Annotated in this window: 18 protein-coding genes and 1 pseudogene; 9 read left to right on the top strand and 10 right to left on the bottom strand. The window is 59.8% G+C overall.

Going from position 1 to position 25,152, the window contains the following annotated elements:
* Positions 1–16 precede the first annotated feature (16 nt).
* Entirely contained in the window at positions 17–1,315 is a 1,299-nt protein-coding gene (locus HU722_RS21300) for a mechanosensitive ion channel family protein (protein ID WP_065873816.1), read from the top strand.
* Positions 1,316–1,362: 47 nt separating this feature from the next.
* On the opposite strand, the gene HU722_RS21305 is transcribed toward HU722_RS21300, so the two are convergent.
* The 3 genes from HU722_RS21305 to HU722_RS21315 all read right to left on the bottom strand — a co-directional run bounded on the left by HU722_RS21305 (position 1,363) and on the right by HU722_RS21315 (position 3,497).
* Positions 1,363–2,229: a carboxylate/amino acid/amine transporter gene (locus tag HU722_RS21305; RefSeq protein WP_065873817.1), complete on the bottom strand. Its 867-nt coding sequence runs from the start codon at positions 2,227–2,229 to the stop codon at positions 1,363–1,365.
* A gap of 202 nt (positions 2,230–2,431) precedes the next feature.
* On the bottom strand, positions 2,432–3,031 hold the full coding sequence (locus HU722_RS21310; protein ID WP_065891101.1) for an FMN-dependent NADH-azoreductase: 600 nt from the start codon (positions 3,029–3,031) through the stop codon (positions 2,432–2,434).
* Positions 3,032–3,182: 151 nt separating this feature from the next.
* On the bottom strand, positions 3,183–3,497 hold the full coding sequence (locus HU722_RS21315; protein ID WP_065873818.1) for a 3-phosphoglycerate kinase: 315 nt from the start codon (positions 3,495–3,497) through the stop codon (positions 3,183–3,185).
* A 49-nt stretch (positions 3,498–3,546) separates the two neighbouring features.
* Between HU722_RS21315 and HU722_RS21320 the strand changes: the two genes are divergently transcribed.
* From HU722_RS21320 to aqpZ, 5 genes are all read left to right on the top strand, one after another.
* Entirely contained in the window at positions 3,547–4,470 is a 924-nt protein-coding gene (locus HU722_RS21320) for a PA3225 family LysR-type transcriptional regulator (RefSeq protein ID WP_065891102.1), read from the top strand.
* A gap of 14 nt (positions 4,471–4,484) precedes the next feature.
* On the top strand, positions 4,485–5,288 hold the full coding sequence (locus HU722_RS21325) for an alpha/beta fold hydrolase (protein ID WP_065873820.1): 804 nt from the start codon (positions 4,485–4,487) through the stop codon (positions 5,286–5,288).
* 3 nt (positions 5,289–5,291) lie between these two features.
* Entirely contained in the window at positions 5,292–5,855 is a 564-nt protein-coding gene (locus HU722_RS21330; protein ID WP_065873821.1) for a peptidylprolyl isomerase, read from the top strand.
* A gap of 83 nt (positions 5,856–5,938) precedes the next feature.
* Entirely contained in the window at positions 5,939–7,771 is a 1,833-nt protein-coding gene (locus HU722_RS21335; protein WP_065873822.1) for an ABC transporter ATP-binding protein, read from the top strand.
* A gap of 279 nt (positions 7,772–8,050) precedes the next feature.
* Positions 8,051–8,752, top strand: a complete 702-nt coding sequence (aqpZ, locus tag HU722_RS21340; RefSeq protein ID WP_065881213.1) for an aquaporin Z — start codon at positions 8,051–8,053, stop codon at positions 8,750–8,752.
* A 197-nt stretch (positions 8,753–8,949) separates the two neighbouring features.
* On the opposite strand, the gene HU722_RS21345 is transcribed toward aqpZ, so the two are convergent.
* Entirely contained in the window at positions 8,950–10,074 is a 1,125-nt protein-coding gene (locus tag HU722_RS21345) for a GNAT family N-acetyltransferase (RefSeq protein ID WP_065873823.1), read from the bottom strand.
* Positions 10,075–10,356: 282 nt separating this feature from the next.
* Here HU722_RS21345 and HU722_RS21350 point away from each other — a divergent pair.
* A pseudogene (locus HU722_RS21350) lies at positions 10,357–11,232 on the top strand (putative porin); the annotation flags it as partial.
* A gap of 620 nt (positions 11,233–11,852) precedes the next feature.
* On the opposite strand, the gene HU722_RS21355 reads toward HU722_RS21350, so the two are convergent.
* The 5 genes from HU722_RS21355 to aceK all read right to left on the bottom strand — a co-directional run bounded on the left by HU722_RS21355 (position 11,853) and on the right by aceK (position 21,162).
* Complete coding sequence (locus HU722_RS21355; protein WP_049712065.1) at positions 11,853–12,098, bottom strand: anti-sigma factor family protein; 246 nt, start codon at positions 12,096–12,098, stop codon at positions 11,853–11,855.
* Positions 12,092–12,706, bottom strand: coding sequence for an RNA polymerase sigma factor (locus tag HU722_RS21360; RefSeq protein WP_065873825.1), 615 nt, complete (start codon positions 12,704–12,706; stop codon positions 12,092–12,094). Before HU722_RS21360 ends, HU722_RS21355 begins: the two co-directional genes overlap by 7 nt.
* A gap of 148 nt (positions 12,707–12,854) precedes the next feature.
* The gene (locus tag HU722_RS21365) at positions 12,855–13,976 is read right to left on the bottom strand and encodes a beta-ketoacyl-ACP synthase III (protein ID WP_065873826.1); all 1,122 of its coding nucleotides are present in this window, start codon (positions 13,974–13,976) and stop codon (positions 12,855–12,857) included.
* A gap of 330 nt (positions 13,977–14,306) precedes the next feature.
* Positions 14,307–18,218 (bottom strand): ATP-dependent RNA helicase HrpA, encoded by a 3,912-nt coding sequence (hrpA, locus tag HU722_RS21370; protein WP_065889774.1) that lies wholly within the window; start codon positions 18,216–18,218, stop codon positions 14,307–14,309.
* Positions 18,219–19,461: 1,243 nt separating this feature from the next.
* Entirely contained in the window at positions 19,462–21,162 is a 1,701-nt protein-coding gene (aceK, locus tag HU722_RS21375) for a bifunctional isocitrate dehydrogenase kinase/phosphatase (RefSeq protein WP_065889776.1), read from the bottom strand.
* 403 nt (positions 21,163–21,565) lie between these two features.
* Here aceK and HU722_RS21380 point away from each other — a divergent pair, with 403 nt between their 5' ends.
* Both HU722_RS21380 and HU722_RS21385 read left to right on the top strand, forming a co-directional pair.
* The gene (locus HU722_RS21380; RefSeq protein WP_371913936.1) at positions 21,566–23,176 is read left to right on the top strand and encodes a methyl-accepting chemotaxis protein; all 1,611 of its coding nucleotides are present in this window, start codon (positions 21,566–21,568) and stop codon (positions 23,174–23,176) included.
* A 51-nt stretch (positions 23,177–23,227) separates the two neighbouring features.
* Complete coding sequence (locus tag HU722_RS21385; RefSeq protein WP_065889779.1) at positions 23,228–24,112, top strand: DMT family transporter; 885 nt, start codon at positions 23,228–23,230, stop codon at positions 24,110–24,112.
* Between the two features lie 30 nt (positions 24,113–24,142).
* On the opposite strand, the gene HU722_RS21390 is transcribed toward HU722_RS21385, so the two are convergent.
* Entirely contained in the window at positions 24,143–25,003 is an 861-nt protein-coding gene (locus tag HU722_RS21390; RefSeq protein WP_065873831.1) for a DMT family transporter, read from the bottom strand.
* Between the last annotated feature and the right edge of the window lie 149 nt (positions 25,004–25,152).

The raw sequence follows: 25,152 nt of genomic DNA on the forward strand, positions 1-25,152 counted from the left end.
AGAATCGGTCTCATCCATGGATATCAAACAGCTCTGGCTCAACGTCCAAGACCTTTGGGGCACCCTCGATCAACACCCGTTGCTCCATGCCAGCCTCGGTCTGCTGGTGTTGCTGGTCGTGGCGCTGCTGCTTGGACGTGTAGCGCGTTATCTCATTCTCCACGCCGTCAAATTGCTCGGCCGGCAGCCGGCCCTGCACTGGGTCAACGATCTGCGGCATAACAAAGTCTTTCATCGCCTGGCCCAGATGACGCCGTCGCTGGTGATCCAGTTCGGCCTGTACCTGGTGCCGGACCTGAGCAAGACCGCCATTCTGTTTATCGGTAACGTGGCCCTGTCGCTCACCATTCTGTTCCTGGTACTGGCCATGAGCGCACTGCTCAGCGCCTTGCTGGACATCTACGCACGTACCGAACACGCACGCACCCGCTCGATCAAGGGCTATGTGCAGTTAGCGAAGATGGTGTTGTTCGTGTTTGGCGCGATCATTATTGTCGCCACCCTGATCGACCGTTCGCCGCTGTTGCTGCTCTCAGGCCTGGGTGCGATGTCGGCGGTGATCCTGTTGGTGTACAAGGACACCTTGCTGTCGTTCGTCGCCAGCGTACAACTGACCAGCAACGACATGTTGCGGGTCGGTGACTGGATCGAAATGCCCCAGGTCGGCGCCGACGGCGATGTGGTGGACATCACCTTGCACACAGTCAAGGTGCAGAACTTCGACAAGACCATCGTCTCCATCCCCACTTGGCGCCTGATGTCCGAGTCGTTCAAGAACTGGCGCGGCATGCAGGCCTCCGGCGGGCGCCGCATCAAGCGCTGCCTGTATATCGACGCCAGTGGCGTGCGTTTCCTGCGTGACGATGAAGAACTGCGCATGACCCAGGTGCACCTGCTCACCGACTACATCGGGCGCAAGCAGGCTGAACTCAAGGCCTGGAATGAAGCTCAGGGGAACAGCGCGCAATTGTCGGCAAACCGCCGCCGCATGACCAACCTCGGCACCTTCCGCGCTTATGCCCTGGCGTACCTGAAAAGCCACCCGGACATCCAGCCGAACATGACCTGCATGGTGCGCCAGATGCAAACCACCGCCCAGGGCGTACCGCTGGAGATCTACTGCTTTACCCGCACCACAGCGTGGGCGGATTACGAGCGGATCCAGGGGGATATCTTTGATTACCTGCTGGCGGTATTGCCGGAGTTTGGCTTGAGCTTGTATCAGCAGCCGAGTGGCAATGATCTGCGCGCTGGGATGTTGCCGGCGGTGCTCGGGGCCAGTCATTTGCCGGCCCCGGAAAAAATATCGATTTAACGACGCGGCCTATTGTGGGAGCGAGCCAGCCCGCTCCCACAAGGGGTTCAGCGTAACAATGGCGCCTTTCGCACACCCAACCGACTGATCCACACCGCCCCCAGAATCACCAACCCACCCAAGGCCAAGCGGCCCAGCGGTTCGTGCTGGTTCCAGATCAGCAGGTTCAGCAGCAGCCCCACCGGCACATGCAGATTGTTCATCACCGCCAGGGTGCCGCCATGGACCAGGCAGGCGCCTTTGTTCCACCAATACATCCCCAGGGCGGTGCTGACCAGTCCAAGAAATACCAGCACGCCCCATTGCAGCGGTGCTTCCGGCAGAAAGTTCGACTTGCCGAACAGCAGGAACGCCGGCAACACCACCAGCAACGCGCCCACGTAGAAGTAACCAAAGCGTCGGTAGTGCGGCAAATCACTGGGATAACGCGCGACCAAATGCTTGTACATCACCTGCCCGGCGGCGTAGGTGAAGTTGGCCAGTTGCAGCAGCAGGAAGCCCCCAAGGAAGTGCGGGGTGATCTGGTCGAAGCGGATCACCGCCGCGCCGGCCACTGCCACCAACGCGGCGATCAACGCCCACGGGTTGAAACGGCGGTTGAGGGCATCTTCGATCAGGGTCACGTGCAGCGGCGTGAGGATAGTGAACAGCAGCACCTCCGGCACCGTGAGCACGCGAAAGCTCAGGTACAGGCACACGTAGGTCACGCCAAACTGCAGCGCGCCAATCACTAGCATGCCGCGCATGAAGGCTGGCTCCACCGAACGCCAGCGCGTCAGCGGGATAAATATCAGCCCGGCCAGCAACACGCGCACCAGCACTGCAAAGTAGCTGTCGACGTGACCGGCGAGGTATTCGCCGATCAAGCTGAAGGAAAATGCCTGAATCAGAGTGACAACCAGTAAATAGCCCATGCGCGCCTCATTTCGAATGGGCGGGACATTAAAGGTTTTCGACGATTGAAGAAACTCGGCGCAAAAAAAACCCGACCTCGCTAATGCGTCAGTCGGGCAGGAGCACTCAGGAGCAAAAAGTGCAAAGGGAGGTTCGATACGCGTACTTGAAGGGTTGCGTGGCGCTAGATAAACACCGAGGGATTATCTGGCGATTAAAAGATCAGGCGACCTGTGCCAGCAGCGCCTTGGCGTGGTTAATGCCTTTTTCCTGGAAGTCCCCACTCAGGTTCACCCCTTCGGCGTGAATGAAGGTGACGTCGTGAATCCCGATGAATGCCATGACCTGACGCAGGTAGGGTTCCTGGTGATCGGAAGTGGCCCCCGTGTGGATGCCGCCGCGCGCGGTGAGCACGATGGCGCGCTTGCCGGTCAGCAAACCCTGAGAGCCGGTGGCGGTGTATTTGAAGGTCACACCCGCACGCAACACGTGGTCCAGCCAGGCCTTGAGGGTGCTGGGGATGGCAAAGTTGTACATCGGTGCGGCCATCACCAGTACGTCGGCCGCCAGCAGTTCGTTGGTCAATTCGTCGGAGCGATCCAGGGACGCCTGCTCGTTGCCGTTGCGCTGATCCGCGGGCTTCATCCAGCCGCCAAGCAAGTTGGCGTCCAGGTGCGGGACCGGGTTGAGGGCCACGTCACGCACAGTGATCTGATCCGCCGGATGGGCGGCCTGCCATTGGCTGATGAACTGCCGGGTGAGTTGGCGGGAAATCGAATCCTGCTGGCGGGCGCTGCTTTCGATGATCAGAACATTGGACATGGCTTTGTAGGCTCCATCTGTAATTGCTGTAAGTCGATGGAGTGAAGATTAAACAGAGCCAATTCGATTAAAAAGCGTAAAAAACTGCTATAACCCATCTATAAATTTGTTCATAAGCGGAGTATTGCTGTCAGCATGCTCCGCTGTCGGGTTACTTCGGCCCGCAAGCCAGGGCGATACGCATCTTGATAATGGCGCGGTTGAACTTGGCCGTGGTGTTCGTGCTTTTTCCCGCCGGCACCGTGACCGTGCGGCGACGCGGTGATTCCGGCCCGTTGGTGAAGGTTACCGAGCATACGGCGTCATTCGTGCCGTAGTTATTGAGCTGGATCGAACTGATATCGCCGTCCACATCGGAGGCGGTGTAATCGATGCTGACGCCGTCGATCTTTTTTGTGACGTCGATGGGGTAGGCAAATGCGCTCATCGGCAGCAGCGCCAGCAACACACAACAGAATTTTCTCATTCGGCAGTCTCCAATAAGGACTGTCAGCTTAGGACAAGAGGAACCCATCTTGAAAGCGCCCCGCGTTACCCTCGATCAATGGCGTACGTTGCAAGCCGTGGTCGACCATGGCGGCTTCGCCCAGGCGGCCGAAGCGCTGCACCGTTCGCAGTCTTCGGTGAGCTACACCGTGGCCCGCATGCAAGACCAGCTCGGTGTGCCGCTGCTGCGCATTGATGGGCGCAAGGCGGTGCTCACCGACGCCGGTGAAGTGCTGTTGCGCCGCTCCCGGCAACTGGTGAAAAACGCCAGCCAGCTGGAAGACCTCGCGCACCATATGGAGCAGGGCTGGGAAGCCGAGGTCCGCCTGGTGGTGGACGCGGCCTATCCGAACGCACGCCTTGTGCGCGCGCTCTCCGCCTTCATGCCGCAGAGCCGTGGTTGCCGCGTGCGCCTGCGTGAGGAGGTGCTGTCGGGCGTTGAAGAGCTGCTGATTGAAGGCGTGGCCGACCTGGCGATTTGCGGTTTCAGCATCCCGGGCTACCTGGGCACGGAAATGAGCGATGTGGAATTTGTCGCCGTGGCCCACCCCGAGCACACCCTGCACCGCATGAATCGCGAGCTGAGTTTCCAGGACCTGGAAAGCCAGATGCAGGTGGTGATCCGCGACTCCGGTCGCCAGCAACCACGGGATGTGGGCTGGCTTGGCGCCGAACAGCGCTGGACCGTCGGCAGCCTGGCCACCGCCGCCGCCTTTGTGGGCAGCGGCCTGGGCTTTGCCTGGTTGCCTCGGCACATGATCGAACGTGAACTCAGCGAAGGCGTGCTCAAGCAGCTACCCTTGGAACAGGGCGGCAGCCGCCACCCCACGTTCTATCTGTATTCAAACAAAGACAAACCCTTGGGGCCGGCGACGCAGATCCTCGTGGAACTGCTGCGCACCTTTGACACCGCCCCCCTGGACGCGCCCTTCGCTGCCCCCTGGCAAGCCTGAAACGGAGTTCAAGCATGGCCTGGTTCGACCACGAAGGATGCAGCCTGCACTACGAGGAATACGGCCACGGCACCCCGCTGATCCTGATCCACGGCCTGGGCTCCAGCAGCCAGGATTGGGAGCTGCAGATTCCCGTGCTGGCCAAACATTACCGCCTGGTCCTGGTGGATGTGCGCGGTCATGGGCGCTCGGACAAACCGCGCGAACGCTACAGCATCCAGGGCTTCACCTTTGATCTGCTCGCGCTGATCGAACACCTGGCCCTGCCGCCCGCCCATGTGGTGGGCTTATCCATGGGCGGCATGATTGCCTTCCAACTGGCGGTGGATGAACCTGCACGGGTCAAGAGCCTGTGCATCGTCAACAGCGCGCCGGAGGTGAAGGTACGCAGCGCCGATGATTACTGGCAGTGGGCCAAGCGCTGGAGCCTGGCGCGTGTGCTCAGCCTGGCCACTATCGGCAAGGCGCTGGGCGACCGCCTATTCCCCAAACCGCATCAGGCCGACCTGCGCCGCAAGATGGCCGAACGCTGGGCAAAAAACGACAAACGTGCTTATCTCGCCAGCTTCGATGCGATTGTAGGCTGGGGTGTGCAGGAACGCCTTTCGAGGATTACCTGTCCAACCCTTGTCATCAGCGCCGACCACGACTACACCCCCGTGGCGCAGAAAGAAAACTATGTAAAACTGCTGCCCGATGCGCGACTGGTGGTGATCAGAGATTCCCGCCACGCCACGCCATTGGATCAACCCGAAGTCTTTAACGCCACGCTGCTCGATTTTCTAACGACAGTCGAAACCACTACCCAGGATCATTGACCCATGCTGAAAAAAATCGCCTTTCTTGCCGGTTCTGTTTTGTTCGCTGCCAACCTGATGGCGGCCGAACCCGCCAAGGCGCCTCACGTACTGATCACCACCACCAACGGCGACATTGAAATCGAACTGGACCCGGTCAAGGCCCCGATCAGCACCAAGAATTTCCTGGCCTATGTCGACAAGGGCTTCTACAACAACACGATTTTCCACCGTGTGATCCCGGGCTTCATGGTCCAGGGCGGTGGGTTCACCCAGTCGATGTCGCAAAAGCCAACCGAAGCGCCGATCAAGAACGAAGCCAGTAATGGTCTGCATAACGTACGTGGCACCTTGTCCATGGCGCGCACCAGTGATCCGGATTCGGCCACCAGCCAGTTCTTCATCAATGTGGCCGACAACGCTTTCCTCGACCCAGGCCGTGATCGCGGTTATGCCGTATTCGCCAAAGTGGTCAAGGGCATGGACGTGGTCGACGTGATCGTCAATTCGCAGACCACCACCAAGCAAGGCATGCAGAACGTGCCTATCGATCCTGTCTACATCAAGTCGGCCAAGCGCATCGACTGAGATCTGCAGGAAGCTCCGTGCGCAGCCCACAAGGCTGCGCGCGCATTTGAACAGGAGAGCCCGCCAGGCGGGCGTCAACCCTAATGCTCTATCGTCGTTTTGAACAACTGATCGATATTTTCCGCGACGCGCCAAGCGCCGCCCCGCCCGATAAAGTCCTGCCGTTCTACCTCTACTACCTGCGCCAGGTGTGGCCATGTTTTGCCGCGCTGTTGGTGGTGGGCTTGATCGGCGCATTGATCGAAGTCGCGCTGTTCAGCTACCTGAGCCGTATCATCGACCTGGCCCAGGGCACGCCGCCCGCCAACTTCTTCCAGGTCCACAGCACCGAGCTGATCTGGATGGCCGCAGTTGCCCTGTTGCTGCGTCCGATCTTCGGCGCCCTGCATGACCTGCTGGTGCACCAGACCATCAGCCCCGGCATGACCAGCCTGATCCGCTGGCAGAACCATAGCTACGTACTCAAGCAGAGCCTGAATTTCTTCCAGAACGACTTCGCCGGGCGTATCGCCCAGCGCATCATGCAAACCGGCAACTCGCTGCGTGACTCTGCCGTGGCTGCGGTGGACGCGATCTGGCACGTGGCGATCTACGCCATCAGCTCCCTGGTGCTGTTTGCCGAGGCCGACTGGCGCCTGATGATCCCGCTGGTGAGCTGGATCATCTGCTACAGCCTGGCGCTACGCTATTTCGTGCCCCGGGTAAAGGAGCGCTCGGTGATTTCGTCCGAGGCGCGCTCCAAACTGATGGGCCGCATCGTCGATGGCTACACCAACATCACCACCTTGAAGCTGTTTGCCCATACTCAATCCGAGCAGGAATACGCCAAGGAAGCGATCATCGAGCAGACTGAAAAAACCCAGCTGGCCAGCCGGGTGGTGACCAGCATGGACGTGGTGATCACCACCATGAACGGCCTGCTGATTGTCACCACCACCGGCCTGGCGCTGTGGCTGTGGACGCAGTCGCTGATTTCCGTGGGCGCCATCGCGCTGGCCACCGGCTTGGTCATTCGCATCGTCAACATGTCCGGCTGGATCATGTGGGTGGTCAACGGCATTTTCGAAAACATCGGCATGGTGCAGGACGGCCTGAAAACCATCGCACAGCCACTGGCCGTGATCGACCGCGACAACGCCCCGCGCCTCAGCGTGCCCCGGGGCGAAGTGCGCTTCGAGCAAGTAGATTTCCACTACGGCAAGAAGAGCGGGATCATTGGCGGCCTTAACCTTGAGATCAAGGCCGGTGAAAAGATCGGCCTGATCGGCCCGTCCGGTGCGGGCAAGTCGACGCTGGTCAACCTGTTGCTGCGACTCTACGACCTGCAAGGCGGACGCATCCTGATCGACGGCCAGAACATCGCCGAGGTCGCCCAGGAAAGCCTGCGCGCACAGATTGGCATGATCACCCAGGACACCTCGTTGCTGCACCGCTCGATCCGCGACAACCTGCTGTACGGCAAGCCCGACGCCACCGACGAAGAACTCTGGGCCGCCGTGCACAAGGCCCGCGCCGATGAGTTCATCCCGCTGCTGTCGGACGCTGAAGGCCGTACCGGGCTGGATGCTCACGTGGGTGAGCGCGGCGTGAAACTCTCCGGCGGGCAGCGCCAACGTATCGCCATCGCCCGCGTGCTGCTCAAGGACGCGCCGATTCTGATCATGGACGAAGCCACGTCAGCCCTGGACTCGGAAGTGGAAGCGGCGATCCAGGAAAGCCTGGAGACCTTGATGAAAGGCAAGACGGTGATTGCGATTGCGCACCGCTTGTCGACCATTGCGCGGATGGACCGCCTGGTGGTGCTGGAGAAAGGCCTGATTGCCGAGAGTGGCAGCCATGCCGAGTTGCTGGCGCATGGTGGGTTGTATGCGCGGTTGTGGCAGCACCAGACGGGCGGGTTTGTCGGTATCGACTGACACAACACCGTGACCCCTGTGGGAGCTGGCTTGCCTGCGATGGCGGTCTGTCAGCCAGCCTCCCAGTACTGACCCACCGCTATCGCAGGCAAGCCAGCTCCCACCCTTGACTTGCGCCAGGCGTCCGACCCCAAAGGACACTGGCGCTTTTTCATGCCCTGGATTTGTGCCGCAATCGTGCTGTACTCAGTGCAGTGCCCAGACGGGCGCTGAAGTAAATCTGCAGGGAGCATCACTGATTTACTGATCTGGTAGAGCGATCTATCAAGGACGTGTTGCATGTCTTTGTTCAAGCGTTCAGTCACAGAGGGGTTAGGTACGTTTTGGTTGGTGTTGGGCGGGTGTGGGAGTGCGGTGTTGGCCGCAGCGTTCCCCGCAGTCGGGATCGGCTTGCTGGGTGTGGCCCTGGCATTCGGGCTCACGGTGCTGACCATGGCGTTCGCCATCGGGCATATCAGTGGTTGTCACCTCAACCCGGCGGTATCAGTGGGGCTGGTCGTGGGCGGAAGGTTTCCGGCCAGGGAATTACCGGCGTACATCGTGGCGCAGGTTATCGGCGGTACGGTCGCCGCGGCGCTGTTGTACTTCATTGCCAGTGGCAAACCGGGGTTTGAACTGGCGTCGGGGCTGGCGTCCAACGGCTATGGTGAGCATTCACCCGGTGGTTATTCGCTGGCGGCGGGGTTTGTCACAGAGCTGGTGATGACGGCGATGTTCGTGCTGATTATCCTCGGCGCCACCGACCGCCGCGCCCCACCGGGCCTTGCGCCCATTGCCATCGGTCTGGCGCTGACCCTGATCCACCTGATCTCCATTCCCGTAACCAACACCTCAGTCAACCCGGCCCGCAGTACCGGCCCGGCATTGATCGTCGGCGGGTGGGCGATCCAGCAATTGTGGATGTTCTGGCTCGCGCCGATCCTTGGCGCGGTGATCGGCGGCTTTACCTATCGATGGCTGGGCAAGGAGGAGCCAGGCTGAGGCAGAGCGCTATCCTTTGTAGTGAGCGGGCTTGTCCCGCGCTGGGCGGCGTAGCTGCCCTAACCAAGACGTTGCATTTTTTCAGGCAAATCGCAGCGCCGGGTTTTGGGGCAGCTTCGCCGCCCAGCGCGGGACAAGCCCGCTCACTACAAATACTTATTCATATCGGAACACGTATTCATCCAGTAGCACTCACCTTAGACCTGCCGATACGGCAGCGCCGTCTTCGCCTCTTCGGCATACGCCACGATCCCCACCCGCTCGCGCTCGAGGAAATCCTCTACGGCGTTTTTCAATCCGGGATGGCGCAGGTAATGCCACGACCGTGTAATCACCGGCTCAAACCCGCGAATCAACTTGTGCTCGCCCTGGGCTCCCGCATCAAAGCGTTGCAGGCCGTGGGCGATGGCGTAGTCCATTCCCTGGTAGAAGCAGGTTTCGAAGTGCAGGCGGTCGAATTCCGCCAGACAGCCCCAGTAGCGGCCGTAGAAGCTGTCACCACCGATCAGACTGAAGGCCATGGCGACCGGGCGGGTACCTTGTTTGGCCAGGACTACCCGAATCGCTTCGGGCATGCGCTCGGCCAGCAGGCTGAAAAAAACGCGGGTCAGGTAAGGGGCTTGGCGGCGGACCGCGTAGGTGTTGGCGTAGCAGGCGTAGACAAAATCCCACTGTGCTTCGCTCAGTTCATGCCCTTGCAGCCATTCGAACTCGATGCCCTGCCCCGCCACTTGCTCACGTTCCTTGCGCATCTGTTTGCGCTTGCGCGAGCTCAAGGCATCAAGGAAATCCTGGAAGTCGCGGTAGCCACGGTTCTGCCAGTGAAACTGACAACCCAGGCGCTGCAACCAACCCGGCTGTTGCGCCAGTGCAGCATCGGCCAGCGCGTCAGTGAAGTTGATGTGGGCACTGGAGAGTCCCTCGATTTCGAGGTAACCCGGCAGGCTTTTCAGCAACTCAAAACCCGCCTCGGCATTCGCCGCCAACAGGCGTGGCCCGCTCACCGGGCTGAACGGCACAGCCGTCAGCAACTTGGGATAGTAATCGATGCCGGCCCGCTCACAGGCATCCGCCCAGCCATGGTCGAACACGTACTCGCCATAGGAATGCCACTTGCGATAACTGGGTAACGCTGCCACCAGCCGATCACCGTCCCAATGCAGCAAATGCTCCGGCTGCCAGCCGGATTGCGGACCCAGGCTGGCGCTGTCTTCCAGGGCACTCAGGAAGGCATGCCGCACGAAAGGCTGGGCGTCCGGCACCAGTGCATCCCAAACCTGCGGGGCGATTTCGGACAGGCTGTCCAGGCGTTGCAACGGCATGTGCATCCTCACTGATCGGGGCGTGAAAGCCTCGCGAGTATCGCTTATCGCCGGTCCCAGCACACCCCCGAATCGCGTGACAAGGCTCTAAACCAATAGTTCCGATCCTAAATAATTTGTCATCTAGATGACATCACTTAGCCACTGCGCCGTCATAAACGATCGTGATACTGACGCCTGTTTTTAGAGCCCCTGGTTCTAGCAGGTGGTTATTTTTCCGTCCGTCATCGGTCGGTTGTGTCCTGGATGGTTTGCCATCCCTCCTCACTTTCGGAGATTGATATGCGTCTTGCTTCCACTAAAACTGCGGCGGCCCTGTGCGGCGGCCTGTTACTGGCCCTGAGCGTTCCGGCCAGCGCTGCAGTCGACGCTAAATTGCTCGACATGCTCAAGGCCAACGGTCAGATCACCGCGGCGCAGTACACTGAACTGCAAAGCGAATTGGCCAAAGACCAGAAAGAACAGCAGATCGCACGGCAAGCTCAACAAGAGACCAACGAACAGATCGCCGCCACCGCGAAGAAAACCAATGAGCTGAGCAGTTTCGACCAGAAGCTGGCCTGGGCTGCCAAGACCCAGCTCAAGGGTGACGTGCGCTTCCGCCACGAAACCATCAAGATCGACGGCACCCCGAACAACGGCGGCAAGGACAAGGACCGTGAGCGCATCCGTGCTCGTCTGGGCGCCTACACCGAGATCAACTCGCAGGTCGACACCGGCATCCGTATCGCCACGGGTAGCAGTGATGACGCGCGTTCCACCAACCAGGACCTGGACGGCTACTTCAACAAGAAGTCGATCTGGCTGGACCTCGGCTACATCGACTACCACCCGGACCAGATCAAGAACCTGCACGTGATCGGCGGCAAAATGCTGCAGCCGTGGGTCAGCATGGGTGATGTGATCTGGGATAGCGATATCAACCCGGAAGGCCTGGCCCTGACTTACAAATACCCACTGGGCAGCAGCGCCGAACTGTTCGGCAGCCTGGGTAACTACAACCTCAAGGACAACGTCAACGGCGACGGCGTGCAATTTCGCAATGACCTGCGCATGACCGCCGGCCAGTTGGGTTCGCGCTTCACCCTGACCGACAACCTGAAACTGACGCTGGGCGGCAGTGTTTATGCGTTCCAGAACGATGAAGACAGCCGCTGCCCGACCGCTGGCTCCACCGCTTGCCTGACTCCAGCCGAGACGGTCGCCAACACCACAGCCGGTAATGCCAGCGAGTACCGCTTGTATGAAGGCTTCAGCCAGATCGATATCGGCGGCCTGGCTGTACCGTTGTCGTTCTATGGCCAGTACGTGCAAAACACCAAAGCCACAGATAAAGACCAGGACACTGCCTGGTTGCTCGGTGCCAAGTCCAAAGTGTTCGGCTTCAACCTGGACTACAACTACCGCGACGTACAACGCTACGCAGTGGTCGGCGCCCTCACCGACTCGGACTTCGCCGGCGGTTTCACCGGTGCACGCGGTCACAAGTTCAAAGTCGGCTACGACATCGACAAGAACTTCGCTGTCGGCGCCACTTACTTCCTGACCAAAGCGGACTACGCCAGCGCCGCAGGCTACCGCGATGCCAACGCCAACACCCTTCAGTTGGACGCAGAAGCCAAGTTCTAAGACGGACAGCGGTGAGTTTCACGCTACACGCTTCAAGGAAGAGCATGTCACTTGCAGCTTCAAGCCAACCGCTTGAAGCTGCTTCTTTAACAGTCTTGCGCGGTTGGATCGATCCCCATCATCCGTTCGATCCAACCGCGCGAGCCTGCTTATTCCCCGCCTTTGTGATCCTTGAGCCGCTCGGCAGCCAGCCGCTGCGCCAAGGCATCCACGCCTTCAACCGGCTCATCCGGCATTATCTTCAGCGTTGCCTGCATCAGGCGCATCTGGCGGATAAACCGTCGGCAGTTCGGGCAGAACATCAAGTGATGACGCACCAGCAGACGTTCGCGAAAGGTCAATTGCCCATCGAGATAGTCACTGGAACGTGCCACTTGTTCTTTACAGGTCAGCATTCGCCCGTCTCCTCAAAATGCTCCACCGTGGCGAAGACTTTAAGCCGCGCTCGGTGCAACAGCACACGGACATTGGAGAGCGACAGCGTCAGGAGATTACAAATCTCTTCCAGCTCCAGGCCCTGGCGTTCACGCAGCACCAGCACGCTGCTTTGCAGCTCAGACAGGCTCAGCAATGTGTGTTCCAGGCATTCACGCAGTTCATCCTCGGTCAGCAAGGCTTCCGGAGTGTCCTGGTGCCAGGCGTAGGGGGCGACGGCCCAGTGGCCATCGTCCGGGGCGAAACGGTCATCACCAATGGTGCCGTGGGGTGAAGGCAGATCATCGAGCAATACTTCGCGACGATTCTGCTTGTAGCGCCCCTTGGCCGCGTTGGCGGTGATAGTCAGCAGCCAGGTCTTGAGGCTGGAACGCCCTTCGAATTTGCCCAGGTTGCGTACCACAGACAGCCAGGCATCCTGCACGATTTCGTCGGCGTGGCGCTGGCCGACGATGGCATAGGCCACTGCACGCATGGCGCTCTGATAGGTGGCGACCAACTCCTTATAGGCCCGTTGCTCACCCTTGAGCAGACGTTCAAGCAGGTGCGCGTCGTCCGCTGCTGCCATTGATTAACCTCGATTTCACTGTCGAAATCCGATCCCCTGTAGGAGCTGGCTTGCCTGCGATGGCATCACTGCGGTGTAACTGATACACCAAGGTGTCTGTATCGCAGGCAAGCCAGCCTCCCACAGTTGACCGTGATCGACCGGTAGATCAGCGTTTACGCAGGATCACGCTGCCAATCGAATAGCCCGCGCCAAACGAACTGAGCACGGCCACGGAACCCTTGGGCAAATCATCTTGATAGGTGTGAAACGCAATCACCGAACCTGCCGAACTGGTATTGGCGTAGGTGTCGAGGATCACCGGCGCTTCTTCCACCGTGGCTTCGCGGCCGAGCAGTTTCTTCACGATCAGGTGGTTCATGCTCAAGTTGGCCTGATGCAGCCAAAAGCGCTTCACATCGGCCACGTTCAGCTGGTTTTCCGCCAGGTGCACGCCGATCAGCTCGGCCACCATCGGGCAGACATCGCGGAAAACCTTGCGGCCTTCCTGCACGAACAGCTTGTCAGGCGCGCCGACGCCCTCTTCCGCGGCGCGGTTGAGAAAGCCGAAGTTGTTGCGGATGTTATTGGAGAACTTGGTCAGCAGCTTGGTGCTCACCACGTCAAACTGATGCTCGGAGGTGGCCAGGTCGGCGCGCTCGAGGATCACAGCCGTGGCCGCGTCACCAAAGATGAAGTGGCTGTCACGGTCGCGGAAGTTCAGGTGGCCGGTGCAGACTTCCGGGTTGACCATCAGGATCGCCCGCGCCTGGCCCAGCTGGATGCTGTTGGCGGCGTTCTGGATGCCGAAGGTGGCCGAGGAACACGCCACGTTCATGTCAAAACCAAAACCCTCGATGCCCAGGGCTTCCTGGACCTCAATGGCGATGGCCGGGTAGGCGCGCTGCAGGTTCGAACAGGCGACTATGACACCGTCGATGTCAGCGGCGGTCTTGCCGGCGCGTTGCAGGGCTTGTTCGGCAGCACCGATGGCCATCTGGCAGAGCACCGACCACTCGTCGTTGCTGCGCTCAGGCAGGCGCGGGGCCATGCGCTGCGGGTCGAGGATGCCGTCTTTGTCCATCACGAAGCGGCTCTTGATGCCCGAGGCTTTTTCGATGAAGGCTGCGCTGGATTCAGTCAAGGCTTGCACGTCACCGCGCTCGATGGCGGCGGCGTTAGCGCTGTTGAACTGTTGCACGTAAGCATTGAAAGACTGCACCAGCTCTTCGTTGGAGATGCTGTTGGCCGGGGTGTACAGGCCAGTGCCGCTGATGACGACGTTATGCACGGTCGTTCCTCTAAATCTGTCAGGCAGAAGATATTGGTACCGTCGTACCAAACTGTAAGTAGTCCGATTCCGCACCGCGGACACCAAACTGGCATCGCTTTATTCCATCGCGTCGCGACGCTTCACGACGATCCCGGCATTTATAACGGCGAAGTTTGCCACAAACCCTGGGATTTGGCGCCATCTCGCAGATATGTCCATTTTAATGTGGGAGCGGGCTTGCTCGCGAAGGCGGTGTGTCAGTCACAGATGTATCAACTGAAACACCGCCTTCGCGAGCAAGCCCGCTCCCACACTGGACCTGCGTCGTCCTTGAAACCGGGAACGATCTCAGGCCTCCACCAAGCTCCACTGTTTACTCAGGCGCTTGTCGGAAATCGGCACTTTGGTGCCCAATTGCTGGCCAAACAACGACACCCGATACTCCTCCAACCACCAGCGATACAGCTCCAACTGGGGATCGCGCTTGCCTTCCTGGGCGTGCTTTTTCAGGCGGTTTTCGTAGTGCGTCCACAAGCCTCCCAGCTCGCCGCTCCATACCCGATCCTTTTGTACTTGGCTGGGCAGTTTCTCCAGGCGCAGCTCGATAGCCTTGAGGTAACGCGGCAGTTCCTTGAACCACTGCGCCGGGGTTTCCCGCACGAAACCGGGGTACACCAGGCTGCTCAACTGCTGCTTGATGTCATTTAGGGCCACGGCCTGGGCCAGGTCGATCTTGCCTTTGAAGCGCTTCTGCAAGCCATGCCAGAGTTTCAGCACCTCGAGGGTCAAGCGCGCCAGGCGTTCGGCGTGTTCAGTCCAGCTGCCACGCTTGCGCTCAGCCAAGGCAGCCAAACCGGCACCGTCACGCGGCAGGCTGGCTTCGCCTTCAAGTACGCAGGTGTCGAGGCTGGCCAGCAGAATGTCTTCCACCAGCGCGTCGATACGCCCCAATTCGCGGTACATCAGCCCCAGTTCGGTCAGGCCAGGCAACTTGCCGCGCAGGAACTTGGCCGGTTCCGCCAGTTGCTGCATCAGCAGACGCTGCAATGCGCGGCGATGCTGGAATTCAGCCTCGGCCGCCGTCGAGAAGCGCCCCTCCTTGACCGTGCCGTTTTCTTCCACCAGCGCCGGATACACCGTCATCGACAGCCCGGCAATCTTCTGTTGAGTTTTTTCCGCCACCGCCGCAAACACCTTGGCCTCCACCGGCTGCTGGCTTTTCGCGGTTTGCGGCACGGCCAACGCTGCCTGGCTGGCCTCGGCAAAGCGCGCCGTCAGTTCAGCCAGGTCGCGGCCTTCGCCGAGGAACTTGCCCTGGCCGTCGACCACTTCAAGGTTCATCTTCAGGTGGTTTTCCACCTGCTGTGACGCTTCGGCCCAGGCTTCATCGCTGACCCGCGCGCCGGTCATGCGCAGCAGCTCGCGGCCCAACGCCTGAGGCAACGAGCCCTGGCCGAATTCGATGCGTTGCAAAGCGGCCTTGACGAAGTCCGGCACTGGCACAAAGTTTTTGCGCAGCGCCTTGGGCAGGTTGCGCACCAGGGCGATGCACTTGGCCTCGATCACCCCCGGCACCAGCCATTCCAGACGCTCCGGCGGCAAGGCCGGCAACAGCGGTGCCGGCACGCGCAGGGTCACGCCGTCGCGCGGGTGATTGGGTTCGAAGTGGTAACTCAACGCCAGTTCCAGGTCGCCCAAGTGCAGGGTGTCCGGATAATGCGCGGCGGTGACTTCATTGGCCTCGCGGGCCAGCACGTCTTCTTCGCGCATGATCAGCAGTTGCGGGTCTTTCTGGCTGTTGACCTTGTACCAGCTGTCGAAGGTCGCGGTCTGGTGGATTTCTGCGGGCAGGCGCGCATCGTAGAAAGCGTAAAGCGTTTCTTCATCGGCCAGGATGTCACGGCGGCGCGCCTTGGCTTCCAACTCGTCGAGCTGTTCCAGCAATTGCTGATTGGCCGTCAGGCACTTGGCCCGCGATTGAATCTCGCCACGCACCAGGCCTTCGCGGATAAACAGCTCGCGCGACACCACTGGGTCGATCGGCCCGTAATGCACCGGCCGCCGCCCGACCACAATCAGCCCGAACAACGTGATCTGCTCAAAGGCCACGACTTGCCCGCGCTTCTTCTCCCAATGGGGCTCAAAGTGGTTTTTCTTGATCAAGTGCCCGGCCAGCGGCTCGATCCAGTCGGCATCGATCTTGGCGACCATGCGCGCATACAGCTTGGTGGTTTCCACCAGTTCGGCGGTCATCAGCCATTGCGGGCGCTTCTTGCCGATGCCCGACGACGGGTGAATCCAGAAGCGTCGCTGGCGTGCGCCGAGGTAATCGCCGTCTTCGGTTTTCTGGCCGATCTGGCTGAGCAAGCCGGACAACACCGCCTTGTGCAGCTTTGGAAAGTCCGCCGGCTCTTTGTTGAGGGTCAACTGCATATCGCGGCAGATCAGGCTCAACTGCCGGTGGGAATCGCGCCACTCGCGCAGGCGCAGGTAGTTGAGGAAGTTCTTGCGGCACCAGTTGCGCAGCGGGCTGGCGGTCAATTCCTGGCGCTGTTCTTCAAAGCCGCGCCACAAATTGACCAAACCAGCGAAGTCCGAGTCCGGATCTTTCCACTGCGCATGGGCCTGGTCGGCGGCTTGCTGACGTTCGGGCGGACGCTCGCGCGGGTCCTGGATCGACATAGCACTGGCGACGATCAGCACTTCCTGCAAGCTGCCGAGTTTGGCCGCTTCCAGCAGCATGCGGCCCATGCGCGGGTCCACCGGCAGGCGCGCCAGTTGGCGACCCAACGGCGTGAGCTGGCTGTTACGGTCGACCGCCGAGAGCTCTTGCAGCAGGTTGAAACCGTCGCTGATGGCCTTGCCGTCCGGCGGCTCGATAAACGGGAAGTCGGTGATTTCGCCGAGGCGCAGGTGCAGCATCTGCAAGATCACGGCAGCGAGGTTGGTGCGCAGGATTTCCGGGTCGGTAAATTCCGGGCGGCCGATAAAGTCTTCTTCGCTGAACAAGCGAATGCAGATCCCCGGCTCGACCCGGCCACAGCGGCCTTTACGCTGGTTGGCGCTGGCCTGGGAAATCGCCTCGATCGGCAGGCGCTGCACCTTGGCGCGATAGCTGTAGCGGCTGATACGCGCGGTGCCGCTGTCGATCACATAACGGATGCCCGGCACAGTCAGCGAGGTTTCCGCAACGTTGGTCGCCAACACCACGCGCCGGCCCGGATGGGACTGGAAGATGCGCTGCTGTTCGGCCGGTGAGAGGCGCGCGTACAGCGGCAGGATTTCGGTGTGCTTGAGCTGGGCTTTGCGCAACATGTCGGCGGCGTCGCGAATCTCGCGCTCACCCGGTAGAAACACCAGCACGTCGCCGGGGCTGCGCCGTTCGCTGCGCTCATAAGCGGCGATCTCATCGAGGGTGGCGAGGATCGCCTGGTCAACCGTCAAGTCGTCTTCGACGCGGTTGCCCTCCTCGTCCTGCTCCAGGGTCAACGGGCGATACCACGTGTCCACCGGGAAGGTGCGGCCCGACACCTCGACAATCGGTGCACCGTCAAAGTGTTTGGAAAAACGCTCCAGATCGATGGTCGCCGAGGTGATGATCACCTTCAGGTCCGGGCGACGCGGCAGCAGGGTTTTCAGGTAGCCCAGCAGGAAGTCGATGTTGAGGCTGCGCTCGTGGGCTTCGTCGACGATGATCGTGTCGTAGCGTTCCAGATAGCGGTCGTTCTGGGTTTCCGCCAGCAGGATGCCGTCGGTCATCAGCTTGATCAGGGTGTTCGAATCGCTCTGGTCTTCGAACCGAACTTGATAGCCGACCAGCGCGCCCAGCGGCGTAGCCAGTTCTTCGGCCACCCGGCTGGCAACGCTGCGCGCAGCGATCCGGCGTGGCTGGGTGTGGCCGATCAGGCCGAACTGGCCCCGACCGATTTCGAGGCAGATTTTCGGCAGCTGGGTGGTCTTACCCGAACCGGTCTCACCGGCAATGATCAGCACCTGATGCTTGTTCAACGCCGCCTTGATTTCATCGCGCTTGGCGGCAATCGGCAGGCTGTCGTCGTAGCGAATCACCGGCAGGCTGGCACGCCGCGCCGTGACCTGGGCGCAGGACGCCTGCATCCGCGCAACCCACTGCGCCAGCTTTTCCTCGTCGGGTTTCTTGCGCAGCTCAAGCAACTGCCGCCGCAAGCGGTTGCGGTCGGCAAGCATGGCGTGATCGAGGGTTTTGAGCAGTTGGTCGATAGTCGGCGCTTGGTCAGTCATCAGGGCGGCAAGGGTCTTTTGGGTAAGGCAGGCGAGACCTGCACAGCATTAATCGATTGAGTGGGAGGGATTGTCGCAGATTTCGACCCATCGGGAGACGTTCCATCATGTGGCGATGGTCTTTATGCCTAACCCAACCGCGACTTTTACTACATGGCTTTGGAGCCCCTTCTCACTGTTAAAAAGCGAAAGTCCGATTTGATGAATGAGGCGCACAGGCTTCAATAGACCTCCAGATACGTCTCGCAAATCAGACCGCTCAACTATGAATACGGAGCTTTATATGCCAATCGATTCCGTCACGTCGCGCTTGCCAAGCTATGAAAAATCCATGCGAGCAAAACCGCGTTCGGCGGATACGCAGCCACCGCCCCGCTATGAGTTCCCTCCGGCCTACACGGAAAAGCCGCCCTCACCCCCCCCCCAACAGCCAAGTCTCGTCGGAGCAGCCAACCAACCTGAGGGCGAATATAATTTCGAACTACCCCGTTACAAGCCAAGCAGTACGAGGAATGAGTTTTATGAGCGGTCTATAACTCACAGAAGCAGCGATATCAGAGCTTTCTTACGAGAGAACGTTGAAAAAATCCCGCGCGCTTTTGAGATAAAGTTCATGTGCTCATGAAGACCTCCAAATCAGAGTGAGCGCTCCACTTATTAATTACCAAAATGGTTAGTCGGAGTATTTATGCCTATAGATCGTATGTCTTCTTCTCGTGTCGGAGGCTATGGACATTCATTTGCGGAAAAGCACCAACGCACCCCCGAATACACGTCACAAGGTGCATCGGCCCCCTCTTCCAGCTCATGGAAAACACTTGAGACTTTAAAAAAGCTCCCCACGGACTTCCCTACGTCCGTCGTGAGTCAAAGTTCCCTTGATAGACCTATAGGCTTATTACAGCGAAAAATAGAATTGGAGGGCAAGGGCGGTTCGACCAAGAATGTCGACCAAGCCTATAAGGATTCGATAAACAATCTGTATCAGGAAACTTCGAAAGCCCAGAGTAAGGCCCCAGACGAGAAAGACAGGAACCGCCTGACCAACTGGAGTGATCAAATACTACAAACTAATCAATACACGCCGTTTTTGACAAAATAGCAAATAAGCCTTACCGAAAATACACCACCTGTAAATACCTCCCACCTCAAACTACTGACACTTTCATAAGTGTCGGTAGTTTAACGGCACGTTCTAAAGATTACTAAGTCGCGATCATTAAGCTGTTCAAGACACTCCTCCTCACCTGCGCCGGTAAGGAAACACATCAATGACCTTGCCGGCGCGAATCGCTTCCTGCAGCCCTTTCCAGTAGTCGGCGTTGTACAACTCGCCATGCAGCTCATCAAACAGCTTGCGCTGGCCGGCATCGGCGAACAGGAACGGTGGGAATTCTTCGGGGAACACATCCAGCGGGCCGATGGAGTACCAGGGCTCGGAGGCCATTTCATCCTCGGGCGTACGCGGTGCGGGGATGTGGCGGAAGTTGGCCTCGGTGAGAAAGCAGATTTCGTCGTAGTCGTAGAACACCACACGGCCGTGGCGGGTGACGCCGAAGTTTTTCAGCAGCATGTCGCCGGGGAAGATATTCGCCGCCGCCAGTTGCTTGATGGCCAGGCCGTAGTCCTCCAGGGCTTCGCGCACTTGGGCGGGGTTGGCATTCTCGAGGTAAAGGTTGAGCGGGGTCATGCGCCGTTCGGTCCAGCAGTGGCGGATCAGCACGGTGTCGCCTTCTACTTCAACGGTGCCGGCGGCGACTTCCAACAGCTCGGCCAGGCACTCGGGTTCGAATTTGCTCAGGGGGAAGCGGAAGTCGGCGAACTCCTGGGTATCGGCCATGCGCCCGACGCGGTCGACACTTTTAACCAGGCGATACTTTTCGATCACCGTGGCGCGGTTGACGTTTTTCGACGGTGAAAAGCGGTCCTTGATGATTTTGAACACGGTGTTGAAGCCCGGCAGAGTAAACACGCTCATGACCATGCCGCGCACACCGGGGGCCATGATGAATTGATCGTCGGTGGTCGCCAGGTGGTTGATCAGGGCACGGTAGAACTCTGACTTGCCGTGCTTGTAAAAACCGATGGAGGTGTACAGCTCGGCGATGTGCTTGCCCGGCAGGATGCGCTTGAGAAAACCGATGAATTCCGCCGGCACCGGCACATCGACCATGAAGTAGGAACGGGTGAACGAGAAGATGATCGACACATCGGCTTCGTCGGTGATCAGCGCATCGATCTGGATGCCCTGGCCTTCGCGGTGCAGCAGCGGGATCACCAGGGGCCATTGTTCGTCGCGGGTATAGATACGCCCGACGAGGTAGGCGCCTTTATTGCGGTAGAGCACCGAGGAAAACAGCTCGACCTTGAGGTCCGGGTCCTTGCAGACCCAGTCCGGCAGGTTTTCCCGCAGTTGGGCTTCAAGGCGGCGCAGGTCGGCGGCGAGGTCGGCGTAAGGTTCGCTGAAGCTGTAGTCGGCAAAGATCTGCGCGAGCATTTCCGGGATTTTCCCGGCGGGCGTGTAGGTGCGCGTCTGCGCGGCCCTTGCCCGGCGCAGGCTGGGCCGGGTGGTGTGGATAAACATGCAGCCGTCGCTGATCAGGTCGTGACTGAACAGGCCGCAGAAGATCGAGTTGTACCAGGTCTCGGAAAGCTCATCGTCAAAACGCAGGTCGATCAGGCCGATGTAGGCGCTTTTCACCACGGGCCACACATCAATGTCGAGCAGCGCGGCAGCATCGAAGTGCTCGCGCAGGCGTGCGGTCACTTCACCGACCTTGTCTTCATAGAGGTTGATCCGCGCCGCCGACGCCGCCTGGCCCTGTTGCCACTGGGCCTTTTCAAAACGCTCGCGGGCGCCATCGGTGATCTGGCGGAAGTGCTCACGGTAATCGTCGAAGCCATCGAGGATCATCTGGGCGACAGCGAGGGCGGACTGCGACATGCGGGAAACCTCTATGGGCATCTGGAGGCCCTGAGCTTAGCCAGTGTACGAGGGCAGGAGAAGGGTCATTTTTTGGACTGCCTTGTACAACTTCGTTCATTTCGTACATTTATTTTCAATTTTTTAATTCGACCATTCGGTCAATAAACGCACCGTTTAGTCGCGCTGCGTTTTATCTGCACGCTTGAAACGGCGGGCCTTGGCAGCTTGAGGCTGCAAAATCGTCTTCCTCACTGGTCTGGGTGAGCCACCAGGGCATTGGATCCAAGTAAGGGAAACCCTGATTACCACAGTGATAGCACTTTGATATACAGCGCGCCCTCTCCCACCCTAACAAGGTCCAAAGACCGATCCGGGAGCAGGTTCTAATCGCCCAAGGAGCATTGAGATGTCATTGAGGAACATGAAGATCGGCCTGCGTGCCAGTCTGAGTTTTGCGGTTTTGGCCAGCTTGCTGGTGATCGTCGGGATGTTTGGCCTGGGCCAGATGGCCAAGCTGCGGCAAAGCGCACTGATCATTGAAGAATCGTGGATGCCGAGCATCGAGAATATCCACGACAGCGCGGCCATTGTCGCCAGTATCCGCCTGGAGGCCTTGCGTCTGGCGACTACTGACGAATCGCGGATCCGCGACAATAGCAAAGTCCAGATCACCCGCCAGCGCGTCGAACTGCAAACCCTGCTCGACCATCATAAAACCCTGCTCAGCGGCGACGAGGAAGGCGAGTTGCTCAAGCAGCTCGACGTTAACGTACACGCCTACCTGAGCCTGGTCGGGCAGATCATTGCCCTGGTGGACAAGGATCAGCAACAAGAAGCCATCGACCTGCTCAACAGCCGCCTCGCGCCACAGGGCGTGGCCCTCAACAAGAGCCTGGAAGACATGATCAGCTTCAACCAGAACGGCGTGGAAGCCGCAGCAGACGCCGCCGCGCAGACGTATTCCAGCGCGCAGTGGATCGTCGGCTTGATCATCGTGTTCGCGCTCATCGCCACCTTGCTGCTGGCCTGGCTGCTGACGCGCAGCATCACCGCCCCAATCGGCCAGGCGCTGATCGTGGCACGCACCATCGCCAGCGGCGACTTGAGCCAGCCGATCGCCGTCAGCGGTAACGACGAACCGGCTCAATTGCTCACCGCCCTCGCCACCATGCAGTTGCAATTGCAGGGCACTATCCGCGGCATCAGCGAATCGGCGCAACAGCTGGCGTCGGCTGCCGAAGAGATGAGTTCGGTGATGGAACAAAGCACCCGTGGCCTGCAGGCGCAGAACGATGAGATCGAACAGGCCGCCACCGCCGTGACTGAAATGAGCGCCGCCGTGGACGAAGTGGCAGGCAATGCCGTGTCCAGCGCCGAGGCGTCCCAGGCCTCGGACGAGGACAGCAAGCACGGCCACTACCAGATCAGCCAAACCATCAGCTCGATCCAGAACCTGGTGGACGAAGTGCTCGGCGCCTCGAACAAGGCCGAAGGCCTGGCGGTGCAGGCGCAGGACATCAGCAAAGTGCTGGAAGTGATCCGTGGCATCGCCGCGCAAACCAACCTGCTGGCACTCAACGCCGCCATTGAGGCGGCGCGTGCAGGCGAAGCCGGGCGTGGTTTTGCGGTAGTCGCCGACGAAGTGCGCTCCCTGGCGCAACGCACCCAGGACTCCACCGAAGAAATCGAACAGATGATCACCGGTATCCAGCAAGGCACCCAGGACACCGTCGAAGCCCTGAACAGCAGCGCCGAGCACGCCGGCCAAACCTTGCAACGGGCCAACAGCGCTGGCAGCGCCTTGGAGAAAATCACCGCGGCCATCTCGCAGATCAGCCAGCGCAACCTGGTGATCGCCAGCGCGGCCGAGCAACAGGCGCTGGTGGCACGTGATGTGGATCGCAGCCTGGTGAATATTCGCGACCTGTCCACCCAGACCGCCGCTGGCGCCACTCAAACTTCGGCGGCCAGCCAGGAACTGTCGCGTTTAGCGGTGGACCTGAATGGGATGGTGACGCGGTTTGTTCTGTAATCATTAGAAATGTCATGCAACACTCGCCGCCTATTTATGTGGGAGTGATCCGTGAGACCTGTCGACACCCTTTATCTGCTGGGGCTCGCCGCCATCTGGGGCGCGAGTTTCCTGTTCATGCGCATTATCGCGCCGGAAATCGGCACGGTGCCGACTGCGTTTTTCCGCGTGTCGATTGCCGCCGCCGGGTTGCTGGCGATCCTGGCGATGATGCGGGTGAGCTGGGATTTCCAGGGCAAGTTCAAGACCGTTTTGCTATTGGGGGTGATCAACTCCGGAATTCCGGCAACCATGTATTCGGTGGCGGCCCAGGTGCTGCCGGCGGGTTACTCGGCGATCTTCAATGCCACCACGCCGTTGATGGGCGTGCTGATTGGCGGGCTGTTTTTCAGCGAACGCCTGACGCCGTCGAAAGTCGCTGGGGTGTGCCTCGGCTTGTTGGGCGTGGGTGTGCTGACCCGCGCGGGGCCGGTGGCGTTTGACTTGGAGCTATTGATGGGCGCACTGGCCTGTCTGCTGGCAACCACCTGTTACGGCTTTGCCGGGTTCCTGGCACGGCGCTGGCTGGATCAGCGCGGCGGCTTGGACAGTCGCCTGTCGGCCCTGGGCAGCATGCTTGGCGCGACCTTGTTTCTGCTGCCGTTCTTCGCCTACAGCGCGATCAGCCAGCCTCCAGCGAGTTGGGGTGGTTGGCAGGTGTGGTTGTCGCTACTGGGATTGGGGCTGGTGTGCACGGCGTTTGCCTACATCCTGTACTTCCGCCTGCTGACGTCCATTGGGCCGGTGAGGTCGATGACCGTGACCTTCATGATCCCGCCGTTCGGCGTACTGTGGGGGGCGTTGCTGCTGGATGAGCCATTGTCCATGGCGCACCTGTATGGCGGGGTGTTGATTGCGGGCGCGTTGTGGTTGGTGTTGCGGCCGAAAAAACTGTGAGCGAAGCCGTTCGCTCACAGTTTGATTGGATCAGTTTTTACGGAAGACAAACATCAACCCGATGATGATCAACCCCATCCCCAACAGGCTCAGCACAGCGAGCGTGTTGCCAAAGATCAGGTAGTCCATCACCGCCGTCACCGCCGGCACCAGGTAAAACAGACTGGTGACATTCACCAGGTTGCCCCGGGCGATCAGGCGGTACAGCAACAGCGTTGCCAGCACCGACACCACCAGCGCCATCCACAACACCGGCAGGTAGAAACCGCTGTTATGCTCGAAGTGGAACGGCTGGAACGGCACCACCACCGAACACAGCAATAGCCCCGCCAGGTACTGCACCGGCAGCGTGCCCAAGGGGTTGTCGGTGATACGCTTTTGCATGATCGAGCCGAAGGTCATGCTTGCCAGGGCCAACAGCCCGAACAGCACGCCGGCCAGGGACATACCAGACAACCCGATGCCCTGGTAGACCACCATGATCAGCCCCGCCAACCCTAGCCCCAGGCCGAACAGCCGGCGCCACGAGCGCTGACGTTCCATCAGCACCACCGTCAGGATCGGCTGCACGCCCATGATGGTTGCCATCATGCCGGGAGTGACTTTCAGGTCCAGGGCCAACAGATAAAAAATCTGGTAGGCCCCCAGCAACACCAGGCCGGTAGCCGCCGCATACGCCATGGGTTTGCCGGGGCGTGGCAATTTCAGCGTGAGGATCGGCACCAGAATCACCAACCCCGCCAGGGCAATGGCAAAGCGGATCAACAGAAACGCGAAGGGTGAAGCATGGGCCAGGCCCAATTTGGAGAAGATCGCCCCGCTGCTCCACAGCAAGACAAACAGGCTCGTCGAGGCCGCTGCGGCCACGGATTGTTTCGAAAAAACAGACATGGATACCACCTGTCATCAGGCAAAAAAAGCCGATTCAGCAGTTGCTGAAACTCAGTAGGTTTTTTTCAGGCGGGCAGACGGGAACAGCAATCAGCTGATCAGCTGATCAGCCCGAAAGGCCAACACCCGGCGGTGATACGACTGCGTAC

Origin of the sequence: Pseudomonas tritici (assembly GCF_014268275.3) — a bacterium.
GTDB classification, from domain to species: domain Bacteria; phylum Pseudomonadota; class Gammaproteobacteria; order Pseudomonadales; family Pseudomonadaceae; genus Aquipseudomonas; species Aquipseudomonas tritici.